General features: G+C 70.5%; 11 protein-coding genes and 1 pseudogene. 3 read left to right on the top strand and 9 right to left on the bottom strand.

Features of this window, described 5'->3' with window-relative positions:
• Window positions 1–61: 61 nt before the first annotated feature.
• From IE305_RS29970 to IE305_RS29960, 3 genes are all read right to left on the bottom strand, one after another.
• Window positions 62–877, bottom strand: coding sequence for a nucleotidyltransferase domain-containing protein (locus tag IE305_RS29970; RefSeq protein ID WP_190132954.1), 816 nt, complete (start codon window positions 875–877; stop codon window positions 62–64).
• A gap of 135 nt (window positions 878–1,012) precedes the next feature.
• A complete protein-coding gene (locus tag IE305_RS29965; protein ID WP_190132953.1) occupies window positions 1,013–2,005 on the bottom strand; it encodes a PI-PLC domain-containing protein in 993 nt (330 codons plus the stop codon).
• Window positions 2,002–3,270 (bottom strand): MFS transporter, encoded by a 1,269-nt coding sequence (locus IE305_RS29960; protein WP_190132952.1) that lies wholly within the window; start codon window positions 3,268–3,270, stop codon window positions 2,002–2,004. The genes IE305_RS29965 and IE305_RS29960 overlap by 4 nt, the downstream gene beginning before the upstream one ends.
• An 86-nt stretch (window positions 3,271–3,356) precedes the next feature.
• Here IE305_RS29960 and IE305_RS29955 point away from each other — a divergent pair, with 86 nt between their 5' ends.
• Complete coding sequence (locus IE305_RS29955; RefSeq protein WP_190132951.1) at window positions 3,357–3,824, top strand: winged helix-turn-helix transcriptional regulator; 468 nt, start codon at window positions 3,357–3,359, stop codon at window positions 3,822–3,824.
• A gap of 44 nt (window positions 3,825–3,868) precedes the next feature.
• Here the strand turns inward: IE305_RS29955 and IE305_RS29950 are convergent, their stop codons facing one another.
• A complete protein-coding gene (locus tag IE305_RS29950) occupies window positions 3,869–4,798 on the bottom strand; it encodes a LysR family transcriptional regulator (protein WP_190132950.1) in 930 nt (309 codons plus the stop codon).
• 119 nt (window positions 4,799–4,917) lie between these two features.
• Between IE305_RS29950 and IE305_RS29945 the strand changes: the two genes are divergently transcribed.
• Window positions 4,918–5,520: a maleylpyruvate isomerase family mycothiol-dependent enzyme gene (locus IE305_RS29945; protein ID WP_190132984.1), complete on the top strand. Its 603-nt coding sequence runs from the start codon at window positions 4,918–4,920 to the stop codon at window positions 5,518–5,520.
• On the opposite strand, the pseudogene IE305_RS29940 reads toward IE305_RS29945, so the two are convergent.
• A pseudogene (locus tag IE305_RS29940) lies at window positions 5,507–6,022 on the bottom strand (sigma-70 family RNA polymerase sigma factor family protein); the annotation flags it as partial. The gene IE305_RS29945 and the pseudogene IE305_RS29940 sit on opposite strands and share 14 nt — an antisense overlap.
• Before the next feature lie 181 nt (window positions 6,023–6,203).
• Here IE305_RS29940 and IE305_RS29935 point away from each other — a divergent pair.
• Window positions 6,204–7,103: a hypothetical protein gene (locus IE305_RS29935; RefSeq protein WP_190132949.1), complete on the top strand. Its 900-nt coding sequence runs from the start codon at window positions 6,204–6,206 to the stop codon at window positions 7,101–7,103.
• Here IE305_RS29935 and IE305_RS29930 read toward each other — a convergent pair.
• From IE305_RS29930 to IE305_RS29915, 4 genes are read right to left on the bottom strand one after another with little or no spacing between them, the layout of a single operon-like run.
• Window positions 7,073–7,513 carry a hypothetical protein gene (locus tag IE305_RS29930; RefSeq protein WP_190132948.1) on the bottom strand — a complete coding sequence of 147 codons (441 nt, stop codon included), beginning with the start codon at window positions 7,511–7,513 and terminating at the stop codon, window positions 7,073–7,075. The two genes, IE305_RS29935 and IE305_RS29930, sit on opposite strands and share 31 nt — an antisense overlap.
• Window positions 7,510–9,579 carry an integrase gene (locus tag IE305_RS29925; RefSeq protein WP_190132947.1) on the bottom strand — a complete coding sequence of 690 codons (2,070 nt, stop codon included), beginning with the start codon at window positions 9,577–9,579 and terminating at the stop codon, window positions 7,510–7,512. Before IE305_RS29925 ends, IE305_RS29930 begins: the two co-directional genes overlap by 4 nt.
• Window positions 9,576–11,489, bottom strand: coding sequence for a hypothetical protein (locus tag IE305_RS29920; protein WP_190132946.1), 1,914 nt, complete (start codon window positions 11,487–11,489; stop codon window positions 9,576–9,578). The genes IE305_RS29925 and IE305_RS29920 overlap by 4 nt, the downstream gene beginning before the upstream one ends.
• The gene (locus IE305_RS29915) at window positions 11,473–12,855 is read right to left on the bottom strand and encodes a site-specific integrase (protein WP_190132945.1); all 1,383 of its coding nucleotides are present in this window, start codon (window positions 12,853–12,855) and stop codon (window positions 11,473–11,475) included. The genes IE305_RS29920 and IE305_RS29915 overlap by 17 nt, the downstream gene beginning before the upstream one ends.
• Window positions 12,856–13,030: the final 175 nt, after the last annotated feature.

Raw genomic sequence — 13,030 nt, 5'->3', positions numbered from 1 at the left:
GTAGGTGATCGACGCCCGATGATCTACGGTTGATCCGCCGGCGGCCGCATCCCGCCCACCCTCACCGCGCGAGCGCGTGGCACACCTCGGCGGCCAGCCTGTCGGCGGCGTCGAGGACGGCGGCGAGCGAGTCCGGGCTGGTGCCGAGCCCGGAGAAGAGCCCGTGAGCCCGCCCGGCGAAGTCCGCAGGGGCCGCGGCCAGCCCGCCTGCGGCCTGAACAACCCCTTTTTCGTTGAGTACCCAGCACCCGGCATGGGCGTGGAGGGCATGCACGAGGAGTCCCACCGCGCGGAACAGGCAGCCGGCGACGTAGAAGGCGTCCCCGCGGGCCGCCCCCTTGCGGGCGTTGGCGAGGATGAAGGGGGCCTCCCATCGCGCGTTGTCGATGAGTGCGGTGCGCAGCGGCGGAGGGTAGTGGCGGGTCTGTTCCTGGAGCGCCAGGAGCTTGCCGCTGGGGTCGGAAAGGATGCGCCCGAGCGCGATTTCGCCGGCGTAGGAGTGGGAGTACACCCCCAGGGGATGGCCGGGCTGGGCGCCGATCTCGAACTGCCCGGCCCGGCACTGCTGCCAGACGTGGTGCACCCGGTCGAGGTTGCGGTAGATCCAGTCGACGCGGTGGCCGTCGATGGTCAGCCAGGCCCCACCGTCCACCCACGGGCCCCAGCCGCCCGGCTCGGTCACCTCCACCGTGTCCCCGGTGAGCTCGGCCGCGAGCAGACGCAGGGCAGCGGTGTCCAGCGGCGGCCGGTAGTACAGGCCCAGGTCGTAGTCGGAATCGGGGCCGTGCGTCCCTCTCGCGCGGCTGCCTCCGAGACACACACCGACGACGCCGCCGACAGCGGTCAGCCGGTCCGCGATGTCCGCCAAGCGTTCCATAGTGGGCAAGTCTGCCCAGACGGATCACCGTCCGCCACCGATTTCCCTCGCAGCCGACGGCCCGGGGGCGCCCTCGGGCGCCGGGCCCGCGGGCCCCGGGCGGTACGGAATCCGCCCGGGGTCCGCGGCTGTCCGCTACCTGAACAGGCGGTCACCGCTGGTGGCCATGCGGTGGGTGGAGCCGTGGCGGTTCACCCAGTCGCGGATGAGCTTGATGGAGTTGGCGCACTGCCAGCTGTTGTCGTACTCGCGCACCCCGGTGAACGCGCCGTAGCCCGCGATGATGCCGTCCACCCGGGCGTCACCCAGCAGTTTGTCGACGTACCACGGGTCGTTGTAGGTGGTCGTCCAGGACAGCGTGGCGACGAGCCGGCCGGCGGCACGGTCCCCGGCGCCCTTCTTCAGTTCGGCGCACGTGTTGTAGCCGGCTTCCGTGCAGTTGCCGAACCCCTTGGTGATGTCGGTGTCGCCGTAGTCCATGGCCCGGTGACCGGCCGGGAACCCGGCGCCGGACCGGTCGAACGCCTTCCGGACCTGGTCGCGGGTGCCGGTCGTCGTGATGCCCTCCAGCGTGCCGAGCCTGCCTTCGAGGCTCTTCCAGCCCCTGCCGCCGACGTCCGGGTTGCTGCCGCCGTGGTACTCGTAGAACCCGTACAGCACCTGGATCCCGGCGGCCGTCAGCCGCTGCGCCTTGTCGCGCAGCCCGGCGACGCTGCATCCGCGGTTCGGTGCCTCTCCGCAGTAGTTCGGGTCCTTGATGTCCAGCCAGACCAGTGCGAGCCGGCGGCCCGCCCTGGCGTGGGACAGGATGCGGTCGATCATGCTGTCGAAGCCGGGCCCCCGCCGGTTGTCACCGGCCGAGGAGCAGTCGTGGTAGGCGCGCCATTCGTTGGGGTTCCACCAGGCGCATACGTCGATCTCGATGGCGTTGGCGCCGTGGCCGAGCGCGGCGTCCACGCCGTCGAGGGTGTCGACCCGGTGGGCGATGGCGTAGATCGCGTGACGTTGACCGGCTGCTGCCGCGGACGTCGTACCGAGCGCGGTGGCACCGATGATCCCGCACAGTGCCGTCAGCAGCGCCGCCAGTGCCCTCCGCGGGCGGGCGCCATGACGTAAGTGGGTGCTCAAGGGAGGTACCCCTTCATGTCGGTGTGCTGAAGCGGAATGCCGATCCCACCATCCGCGCGTTGGCATGTGATGAATGGCGGCTGAACGTATCCGGGTGAGCAGGGGCGGTGACGGCGGGACAGCAGCCTGTCGGCCGCCTGGACGGCCAGTGCGCAGGCGGCGAAGCCCGCCCCGAGGAGGCAGCAGCCCGCCCAGCCGTGGGCGGCGAAGACCGCGGTGGTTGCGGCGGCACCGGAGGCGGAGCCGAGCGAGTAGAAGACCATGTAGCTGCCGATGACGCTGCTCGTGCGATCCGGGTGCGCGGTGGTGAGCACGTGCTGGTTGCTCACATGGACGACCTGGACGGCGAAGTCGAGCAGCACGATTCCGGCGGCGAGGAGCCACAGCGACCACGGCAGCTGCGCGATCGCCGCCCACGAGGCGATGAGCAGGGTGAGCGCCAGGCCGGTGACCCGGGTCGCCCGTCCTGCGTCCGCCCACCGTCCGGCGCGGGCCGCGCCGAGTGCGCCGGCGAGTCCGGCGATGCCGAACAGCCCGGTCTGCCCCTCGCTCAGCTGCCACGGCTCGGCGGCCAGGGGCAGGGACAGCCCGCTCCACAGGGTTCCGAACGAGGCGAACAAGAAGAACGCGACGAGCCCGCGCGTGAGGAGGACGCGCTGCCGGAACAGTCCGGCGAGCGAGCCGACGGCCTGCCGGTACCCCGACGGCCGACCGGGGCGCCTCTCCGACGGCAGTACGGCGAGGACCAGGGCGGCGAGTGCGAGCGACAGCACCGCGAGCAGGGCGTAGATGCTCCGCCAGCCCCACGTCTCGGCGAGCGTGCCGGTGACGATCCGCGCGCCCAGGATGCCGGCCACCACGCCCGACGTCACGGTGCCGATGTTCCGTCCTCGTTCGGCCGGTGGTGACGCCGACGCGGCGTAGGCCACCGTCGTCTGCACCACGACGGCGAAGGCCCCGGCCGCCGCGAGCCCGGCGAACGCCATCCATGCGGCGGACGCCGAGGCCGTGAGGGCCAGTCCCCCCGCGGTGACCGCCAGATGGGCGGCGATGAGCCGGCGCCGGTCGGCCGTGTCGCCGAGCGGCACCAGCAGCACCAGCCCCGCCAGGTAGCCGAACTGGCCGGTCGCGACGATCCAGCCGGCGAGCCCCGCCGGCACACCGAGATCGTGGCCCATCGGCTCCAGAACCGGTTGCGCGGCATAGACACCCGCCACGGCAACCCCGCACACGACTGCGAGCAGCAGCCGTCGCCACACGTTCACGCTCCCCAACCCCAATCGGTAGCAGATTGCAACCGTTTGGACGGTACGGCATGATGGTTTCAATCTGCAACCCATCAGGAGGTGTCATGCCGCGCACCACCCCGCGCGCCCCGGGCCTCGACTGGACCGACCCGGAGTGCCCCGTCGCGCGCACGCTCGACCTCGTCGGCGACCGGTGGAGCCTTCTCGTCGTCCGGGACGCAATGGACGGGGCGCGCTCGTTCACCGAGTTCCAGCGGCGCACCGGCATCGCCCGCAACATCCTCACGGACCGCCTCCGCAAGCTCACCGCCCACGGACTCCTCGCCCAGCGCACCGCACCGTCGGGCCGCCGCCAGGAATACGTCCTCACCGACGCCGGCCACGACCTCTTCGCGGTCGTCCTCGCCCTGCGCCAATGGGGGGAACGCCACGCCTTCGCACCCGGCGAGCCCCGCTCCACCCTGGTCGACCGGCACGGCACGCCGGTGCCGGAACTCGCGCCGGCCGGCGCCGACGGCACTCTCCTCGACGCCGGCACCACCCGCGTGCACAAGCCCGAAAAGCCCGAGTAGAACTTGGCCCTTCAGGCGTGCCCCGGGTCCTCGAATGCCGAGAGCTACAGGTCCTGCCGGCCCAGCGGCGTCTTCGGCAGGGCCTCGCGGAGGCGGTCGAGCAGTGCCCGGGACGCCGGGCTCGGCAGGCCGGTGGCCCTCCAGGCGAGGACGATCCGGGCCCGTACGCCGGGTTCGGCGATGCGCAGCGTACGCAGCGGCCCGCCGGAGTCCGGCTCCTCCTCGCCGAGGGGCAGCACGGCCACACCCAGGCCCCGCGCGGCCAGCTGCGCGAGGACGTGCGGGCCGGCCGCCTCCAGGGTGACGCGGGGCCGGAACCCGGCCTGAGCGCAGGCCCGTTCGAGGGCCGCCCGGACCCCGGTCCCGTGCGGCAGGCAGATCAGCGGGCGGTCCCGCAGCTCGGCCAGGGGGACGTCGGTGCGGCCTGGGGAGGTGAGGAGAGGGTCGCCGGGGGCGACGGCGGCGCCGAGCGGGGTGTCGATGACCGTCTGCCAGGAGAGACCCGGCGGGGGCTGTTCCCCCGTGGGCCCGAGGAGGGCGACGTCGATCCCGCCGGCCAGCAACGCCGCCTGCATCCGCTCCGAGGTGTCCTCCGTGAGCGCGATCTCCAGAGCGGGATGGGTGCGGTGGAAGTCCGCGAGGAACGAGGCGATGTCGAAGGCGCGGCCGGTGGCGCCGGAGACGAGCCCGAGCGTGACCCGGCCGCGCAGCAGCCCGCTGTGCTCGTCCACGGTCTGCCGCACCGCGTCCGCGGCGGCCAGCGCGGCGCGCGCGTACGGCAGAACGGCGCGGCCCACCTCGGTCGGCGTGACCGAGCGGTTGGACCTGTCCAGCAGCGGCTGCCCCAGCTCCTTCTCCAACTGGCGTATCTGCGCGCTGAGTCCGGGCTGGGCCAGGTGAAGCCGGGCGGCTGCGCGCGTGAAACCGCCCTCCTCGACGACGGTGACGAAGTAGCGCAGCTGACGGAGCTCCATAACTGCTGATTCTAGGCGGCAGCAGATGAATCTATTGGAGATATGGCCCGGCCGGCCGCAGGCTTGACCAGGTGAACAGCACGACATCGCGCAAGGACAGCAACGCCGCGCTCAGGGCCATGATCGCGGCGGAACGCCAGGAGCTGGCCGACCTGCTCGACGGCCTGCGGCCCGGTCAGTGGGACGAACCGAGCCTCTGTACCGGATGGCGGGTCCGTGAGGTCGCGGCCCACATGTCGACGGGGTTCCGGCTCTCCCTGCCCGCGACGGTCGGCGCACTGGCCAAGGCCCGGGGAAACCTGCACCGCATGACCGACCAGGTCGCCCGCAAGGACGCGGCGGCCCATTCCACCGCCGACCTCGCCGCGTTCCTGCGGCGGGGCGCGCACCACCCCTGGACCCCGCCGGTCGGCGGATTCACGGCGGCGCTCGGCCACGACGTCGTCCACGGACTGGACATCACGGTCGCTCTCGGCCTCGGCCGGCGGGTCCCCGAGGACCGGCTGCGGGTGCTGCTCGACGCGATCCGGCCCAGCGGCCTGCGGTTCTTCGGCGTCGACCTCACCGGAGTACGGCTCTGCGCCGAGGACCTGGACTGGTCGTACGGCTCCGGCGCCCCCGTGCACGGCGCCGCCCAGGACCTCCTCCTGCTCGCCTTCGGCCGCCGGCTCCCCGGCGGCCGGCTCAGCGGCGAACCGAGCAGCCGTTTCACGGCCGCCTGAGCCCACGCCACGGCCGCAGCTTCTCCGGGTTCCGCACCACCCAGATCCGGGTGACGCGCCCGTCGAGGACGCCGAACGAGGCCACGGTCTCGACGACGCCGGCACGCAGGGCCACCAGGCCCGGCCCACCGTTCACCGACCGCTCCTGGAGTTCGAGGGGTTCGAGGCGTTCGGGCCCCGGGGCCCTGCCGGCCATGGCGACCATGTACTGGGCGATGCGCGCACCGCCCTCGACCGGGCGCAGGACGGCGCCGGCCACGCCGCCGCCGTCGGCGGTCATCACGGCGGCCGGGTCGAGGAGACCGACGAGAGCGGCGATGTCCCTGGCCTCCCACGCTTCCTTGACGCCCCTCACCACCTCGGCGCGGCCGGCCACCGCCGCTGTCGCTGCCGGCGCAGCGCCCGCGCCGTCCACCCGCCGCCGGGCGGAGGCCGCCAGCTGCTTGCAGGCCGCGGGGCTCCGGCCGAGAACACCGGCGATCTCGGCGAACGGGTACCGGAAGTGTTCTCCACCGTTTGGGACTCTCATGAGACGCGAGCCAGCGGAAGCAGCGAGGGCGTGAGAAAACTCAGTTGTCCCCCGTCCCACCTGTCTTGAGAGTTAGCCTCTCAGCCCCAGACCACCCGAGCGAGTGACACGTGAGGGCAAGCTCGGCATGTCAGGCAAGACAGGAAGGCGGGGGATGACCGCGGAAGCCAGCACAGAGTCCGTTCTGCGGCTGATGGCAGACAAGCCTCGTGAACAGACGGCCTTCATGTCCCTCATCGCGGGCCTGCGGACGGTAGGACTCGAAGCCGACCTCCTGGGAAGCCCTGAGCGGCAGGAAGGCTTGTACGGGCATGCCCCACCGATTCCTATCGACGCAGAGGTCGCAATCAATGGAGTCGCCGGGTTCGTCGATCACACTGTGGTGCCTGCGCCGCAAGAAGATCCCCGCCGTGTCGCCACTCAGGATGTCGTTGCGCATGAGCTGATCGGGCGGCTTCAGGACCTGGCGGCGGAAGCGCCAGGTGGTGGCCTGTGGGTGTCCATCAGTGCCAGTCCATGGCTCGGCGCGAAGAAGAAGGATCGCGAGCGGCTGTATGACCGGGTCGTGGAGATGGCCAGGAAGGCAGTCGAACGGAGAAAGCCTTTCGTAGACCTCAAGAAGCTGCCGCAGAAGCCGTTCCCCGTCCCCACGATCGGTTTCTGTGAGGCGCCGGAAGATCACCGGGTAACGATCGCTTTCGATGATCTCACCTTGGGCTGGTCAGGGCGCTTCGGTTCTGATGGCCAGTGGTCGTGCACGATCGGAGAGATGAGAAACAGCGTCGGTCGTGCGATCGAGGGCAAGCTGAAGAAGCAGTTGGCTCGTGTGCGCGCCGTCGAGGCGGACAAGCCGATCGGCCTGCTGCTCGACAGCAGGCCGATGCATGGAGCGAAGGGCAAACCTGAACCTGTTTTTGATCTTCCTCCCTTGGTGCTTCGACACATGCTTTTTGAGATTGCTGAAGATTGGCCCGGTGTGCTGTCCAAGGCATGGCTCATCTCGCCGCAGGGCCTCAGCGCGGTTTATGGCGACCCAGATGCGTTCGATTGGTGACTTTGCTGCTGGATAGGTAACGCGACAAGCCTGCCCGCCTGGTGGTGCTCGGCTCGCAGCAGCTGGTTGTCGTGGTGGAGCGAGGCAATGACCGTGGTCGCGGCGGTCAGCCGCCGGTTGAGTTCGGTGATCTCCTTCTTCGCTGCGGCGAGTTGTCGGCGGAGGTCGTCAATGTCGGCGTCCCGGCGGGCCTCGCCGGGGGTGAGGCAGCCGTGGGTATCGATGTGGGCGTCCCAGTCAGCCAGGACGGCCTTCGCTCGGAACATCGTGGCGGGGCTGACACCCGCTTCCAGGGCGAGGTTGTTCTTCGTGAGCCGGCCGTCGCTGTGCTGCGGCTTGCCCGCCAGGAGCCGGTCCATGGCCCCGCGGAGCTTGTGCTCGGTCTTGGTCGAGACGTTCGCGTCGGTCATCGTCCGGCCTTCCGCAGAACGGCCTGTGCTTCGGATCGCTGCTGTTCGAGGGCCGCGCGATGGCCGGGGGCAAGGCGGCGGGTTTCCAGGAGCCTGGTGAGGGACCGTTCCTCGCTGTCCCAGATCTCGACGTGCTGGGGGCCAATCATGCTATTGCCGCAGCGGTCCGGGCGGCAGCGGTCTTGCAGGGGGCCGGTGTGGCCGGAAGGGATCACGGTGTTCTCCAGGCAGACGGCGCCGGCCGGGTTGGCGGCGTCGAACAGGCAGTTGTTCAGGGTTCCGAAGCGGATGGAGACGCGGGCCTGCTTCAGCAGGGCGTGTTCGACCGTTGCGTCACCGCCCTGGGCGGCGACGGTGTCGCGGATCTTGTCGAAGGTCCTGGTCAGCTGCTCGACGCCAGGGCCGAAGCCAATCGGCTCGTTCGCCTTGTGGGCGTCGAACAGGTCCCGCAGGCCGCGGAACCGGGCGGCTTCGGTCGCCGCGTCCAGGTGCTTGGCCCAGGAGGCCGCGGAGGCTGCATAGCCCTGGGTGGTGCGGTTGGCCAGGGCCCGTGAGGCGACGTGCTTGAGCTGGATGCCCAGGGCGATCTCGGAGCTGGGGAACTGGTCGGTCAGCATGGCCATGGTCCGGCGGAACATGTGTGGGGCGACCCGCTCGGAGGGGATGGGGGCCAGGCCGTTGACGTCGGTTCTGGCGTTCACGTGCTCGACGAACGCCTTGATCCCTTCGTTCGCCGTGAACCGTTCAGCGTTCCGGACCTCTCCGGCGATGCCCGTGAACAGCCGCTCAGGGTGTGAGCTGATCTCCTCGGCCAGGGCGAGGGCTCGGGCGACGGGTTCGATAATCCACCAGTGCTTGCGGGGGAAGTCCTCCTCGCCCTTGACCTCCGTCGAGACCACGGCGGGCGCCCCGAAGTACTCGACCACCGAGCCCTTGACGATCTCCTGAACCTCAGAGTCGCGCATCATGCTCAGCGCGGTGACGAAGATGTAGCAGGCGATCCGGAGGATCTCGATCTCCCGGTTCAGGCTGCGGGGCGCGAGTCCCCGGGTCCAGCCGCCAGCGGTGCCGTCCGCGCGCCTGACCTGCGCATACTCCGGAAGGACACTGGCGCTCGCGCACTGGCCCCGGTCGACCGCCGCCATCACGATCTCCCGCAGACCACGGGGCTTGTTGAAGATGTGGGCCCGTTTCTCGATGCCGATCAGGAACGACAACAGGCCCCAGTGGACCTGGCCCGCGTCCGTGCTCCGCGGCGGCAGGTGCTCATCGTGCAGCGGGACGAGGTTGCTGGGGTTGGCCAGCCAGGCCCGCAGCCGGGCCTCCGCGCCCGCCGCCGACCTCGTCGCCTCCGCCTGAAGTTGCCGCCAGCGCTCCTGGGCTCGCAGGACGTCGGGGGCGAAGGCGTCGATGTAGGTCCAGGCGGCCTGGACCAGCGGGAACCACACTTCCGGAGAGATGACCGGGGTCGACAGCGTCCGGCTGCCGCTCGGCGACATTCCCAAGGCCGCGTGTGAGGACATGCCGGGCCAGGGGTCTTGGGGCAGGCCGCCGCAGGTCAGCAGTGGCCCGTAGCGGTGAAGCTCGCGGATGACCGTCATGTGGCCGACCACGGTGGAGACGGCCCTGTCCTCTTTCAACTCGGCAACCCGGATGTGCAGCTGGTGCTCGGGCCAGGCTCCAAGGCCCTCGGGCAGTCCCCGTTTCTCGGCCCATGCGGCCAGTGCCCGCAGACCGCGGAGTCTCTGGATTGCCGTCTTCGGGCTGACCGGACGGCGCCGCGTGGTGATCCCGGCGGCCAGCACCGTGGGGTGCCGCGGGTTCAGCAGGATCATGGCCAGCTCGCGGGCACGAAGATTCCAGACGTCGGTGAAGGCGTCGAACTTCAGCTTCCAATCGGCCGGGTGCAGGTTAGCCGGCCGACGCAGGACCCCGTTCAGGTTCCACTCGTCGCGTTGTCCGAACAGGGGACTGACGGCGCCGGGCATCAGCGTGTGGGAGGTCAGGACCGGTTCATCGGGTCCGAAGGCCGTGTAGGTCGACGGCTTGAGGGCGGTGTTGTTCATGCGTCGAATTCCGCTTGGGCAGTGAGGGGAAGCTGCAAGGCGATGTCGCCTTCGTCGATGTGGCGGCGGGCGGCGGCGGTCTCCGCCTCGGACCGTTGCGTAAGGACAGCCGTGAGGTTGGCCGCGGTCTGGCCCCAAAGGGTGTGAAAGTGGGCCGGGCTCAGCCGAGTGCGCAACCTGTCCAGGTGATCCGCGAACAGCAGGAGCTGAGGCAGATGGGAGGGCAGGATCCAGGCATTCCGGCACTCCAGGCAGCGCAACGGCGCGACCGCGCAGAGATCACCGGGGCGGGAGAATGGTGAGTCGAACGGGTCACGGCAGCTGGTGACGCCCATCTCCAGGGCCCCGCTTCGCAGGTCCTCGACCTGTTCGGCACTCAGCCCCAGCTCGACCAGGGCCGGGGTGGTCTCCTCCAGCGCCGACTCGGCGGCGGCGTCCAGGACGACTGGGCCGGCGGTGGCCTTGTCGAACCAGGACTGCTGAGCGGTGGTGATCACCCGCCCGGAGACCACCCGCAGGGTGGTGCCCTGCGCGTAGTGGCCGCGGAACGTCTCCTCGTGGTGGTCGTCGGCGATGTCCGTGATCCGGCCGCCGAACGCGACGGCCTTCTCGACCTTCACCGACTTCCGCAGCCGCCGGATGTCGATCCGGCCCTCCAGATCGAGGCCCATCTCCTTCACCCAGCATCCGAACCGTCTCAGCCGACCCCGGCCGACGGTGAACTCGGAGGATGGCGTCAACGCCCCGTGCAGGAACAACGGCGCCGGACGCTCGCTGTAGAGATCCCGCAGCGGTGCGGTCGCGTCCATCAGCTGCCGGACGATCGCCGACACCTCCAAGCGGGGCCGGTCCGCGTACTCGCGAACGTGCTCAACCGCGTCCAGCACGTCGATGCGGGTGAAGGCCCGGCGATGAATCCTGCGGGCCCGGTTCTTGATCATGGTCAGCCGGACCCCGCCCTCGGTGAACTCCACTGCCTCCTCCGCCAGCCCGGCAACCTCCTCCGGGGAATGGCCGGTCGCGGCGACTAGCAGCACCCGGAACGCGTGCAGGTCCCGCTCGTTGGGATAGAGCTGGTTGAGCAGGCTGCGGACCAGGACGTGGCCGCGCATCCCGCAGCCCTGCCCCTCGGTCCGGACGTTGTCCGGAACCAGGACCGCCAGCTCCGGCGGCAGCGGGAACGGGACCTTCTTGGCCATCTCCCGAGGGTGCACCGCCCTGTGGGCCAGAGCCCAGAGCAGATCCGGCAACCGCGACCAGCCGTGCTCGGCCGGGTGCCCGCCGGCCTCGGCCATCTCCCACCCTGCCTTCAACCGCTTGCGGAGCCGGGCGATGTCGTCCCATGCCGCCTTGACCAGAGCCGCCTTGTCCTTGCGGGAGAACTCGTCCAGCTCCTGAGTGACACCCCAGGCCAGGCTGTGGTTCTGGGCAGAGATCTGTGCCAGCCGCAGCGCGAGGCCCCTGTCGGGGTGCCGCTGGCGCCGGTTGATCAGGATGCGGAGGTTCGCCGCGAGGGCCCCAGGGCGCGTTGACCCGCGCGGCCACTGAGCTGGCAGCGACTGTTCCCAGGCCAGCAGCACCTCGGCCAGATCCGGCTCCGACCTGGCAAGGGACGCCTCCGCCGCCCGGTCGGCCAGATGCTCGTCGACGAACTCACAGAACAGCCGCAGCCCCTGGCGGTGGCTGCTGGCCGTGCCCGTCCGACGGCTCGTGACCTCGATGTATTCGACCCACTCGTCCGCGAGCTCGGTTGCCAGCGTCTGGCAGGCGAACTGCGACGGGTCGAACTGCAGGACCCGCTTCTTGCCCCTGGAGTCCGGTGTGACGGCCTGCCGGATGCCGATCCTCACCGGCCCCAGGTCGGGGTCCTCGTGCCGGAAGTCCCGGCGCCGTTCACCGCGTCGCGGCATGACCAGCCTCCTCGACCCTCATGGCCCGAAGCGCGATATCCGCGTAGGTGTCCCCGTCGCCGGCCGCCCACTGGGCGAACGCGGCATCGACGTAGGACATCGGATCCTCCAGGTAGCGCAGGTACTCGTAGGTGACAGCCGGGCTCGCGTGGCCGAGCCGACGGCTGACGATCAGCAGCGGGTTGAAGGCGATGTGCTCGGCCAGCGTCGCCGTGCCCGCCCGGCCCGCCATCCGCTCGCGCTCGGCCGCCTGCCGCATAAGGAAGTCCAGGAGCCGCAGGGCGAACGTGTGCCGCAGATCGTGGAATCGCCATCGCTTCTGGGGGAGTTGAGGGGCCCGCTCGTCGCCGCGGACCGCCGTCATGCGGTCCCATGCCTGGTAGCGGACGCGGTCCCAGGACGACGAGGTGAGCATCAGGCTGCCGTGGCCGATGAACACCGCCAGCGGCTCCAGCCCGGTCGGCCCCTCGTGGACCGTGATCCGCCGCAGCTTCGGCGGCATCGCCGAGCAGGCGTACGCGCGGTCTCGGCCCTGCCAGCGTCCCCGCAGCCGACGGCGTGCGTAGTCGATATCGACGACGACGAACAGGTCCCGGTGGCGACGCTCCAGCGTGCGGGCCATGGACTCTGCCATCTCCGGCCGCTCGATCAGCACGAACCGGTCCACCGAGGTCAGCGTGTCCGGCGGAACGTAGGCGATCCGGTGCTTCTTGTATTTCGCGCACGCCTGGAGATCGAACTCCGTCCCCTCGCCCGGCCGCCGCATCCCGACCGCGAGTTCCGGCAGCAGCACCGTGGACCACTCCTGCGGTCGCATCCCCGACGTCAGGGCCAGGTCGGCCGCCGCCCGGCTCCGGTTCGGCGCCTGGCCCCGGAAGGCCCGGTCCACCTCGCCGTCCAGGGTCTGCCCGCCCAGCCCAACGTCCCGGAAGAACACGTACTGCCTCAGCGTCAGGTGCCGGATGTCCATGTCCCGGCTCATCCCGGTGGACAGCGGGTTCGTCGTGCCGACCGCCCGCAGCGGCGACGCCCGGCGCAGGCCCTGCCCGACCATCCAGTCCAGCAGCATGTTGATCACCGACGCCTCGCGGTCCCAGACCGTCCCGCCCACCGGCACGTCCTGCAACTCGATCCGCGACCGCCGATAAGCCACCAGATCCGACTCCGCCGCCGTGGCCAGGTCGCGGCCTCGCTCCGCCAGGAACTCCATCAGCCGCAGCACGATGTAGGCGTAGTGCCGCAGTGTGTCCTCCGGATCCCGCCCCAGGTAGGCCAAGTGACGGAACCAGGAGCAGGCCGGCTCGACCGGCCGCATCTGATCGTCCACGAACAGCGGCAGACGATCCGGCAGGGCCCGGAAGTCCAACCGCCGTACGGCTTCCTCCCCGACCCTGCCGAACAGCGCAGGCCGTTCCTGTACGCGGGCCCGGCTGACGAAGAACAGATCCACTTACCCCTCCGGCTGAGAGAACCCACAACCGTCGGAGGTAACGAGGAAGCCCGGAAACAGTGCTGGGCGGCCCCTGCGGGGCCGCCCTTCG

Origin of the sequence: Streptomyces mashuensis (assembly GCF_014654785.1) — a bacterium.
GTDB classification, from domain to species: Bacteria; Actinomycetota; Actinomycetes; order Streptomycetales; family Streptomycetaceae; genus Streptomyces; species Streptomyces mashuensis.
Note: the sequence above shows the minus strand (reverse complement) of the source record. Positions and strands in the feature narration are given on the sequence as shown.

What these genes read in the sequence shown, in the direction of transcription:
- IE305_RS29970 (WP_190132954.1), bottom strand. Translation starts at nt 877, where the DNA reads ATGGAACGCTTGGCGGACATCGCGGACCGGCTGACCGCTGTCGGCGGC.
- IE305_RS29955 (WP_190132951.1), top strand. Translation starts at nt 3,357, where the DNA reads ATGCCGCGCACCACCCCGCGCGCCCCGGGCCTCGACTGGACCGACCCG.
- IE305_RS29950 (WP_190132950.1), bottom strand. Translation starts at nt 4,798, where the DNA reads ATGGAGCTCCGTCAGCTGCGCTACTTCGTCACCGTCGTCGAGGAGGGC.
- IE305_RS29945 (WP_190132984.1), top strand. Translation starts at nt 4,918, where the DNA reads ATGATCGCGGCGGAACGCCAGGAGCTGGCCGACCTGCTCGACGGCCTG.
- IE305_RS29935 (WP_190132949.1), top strand. Translation starts at nt 6,204, where the DNA reads ATGACCGCGGAAGCCAGCACAGAGTCCGTTCTGCGGCTGATGGCAGAC.
- IE305_RS29930 (WP_190132948.1), bottom strand. Translation starts at nt 7,513, where the DNA reads ATGACCGACGCGAACGTCTCGACCAAGACCGAGCACAAGCTCCGCGGG.
- IE305_RS29925 (WP_190132947.1), bottom strand. Translation starts at nt 9,579, where the DNA reads ATGAACAACACCGCCCTCAAGCCGTCGACCTACACGGCCTTCGGACCC.
- IE305_RS29920 (WP_190132946.1), bottom strand. Translation starts at nt 11,489, where the DNA reads ATGCCGCGACGCGGTGAACGGCGCCGGGACTTCCGGCACGAGGACCCC.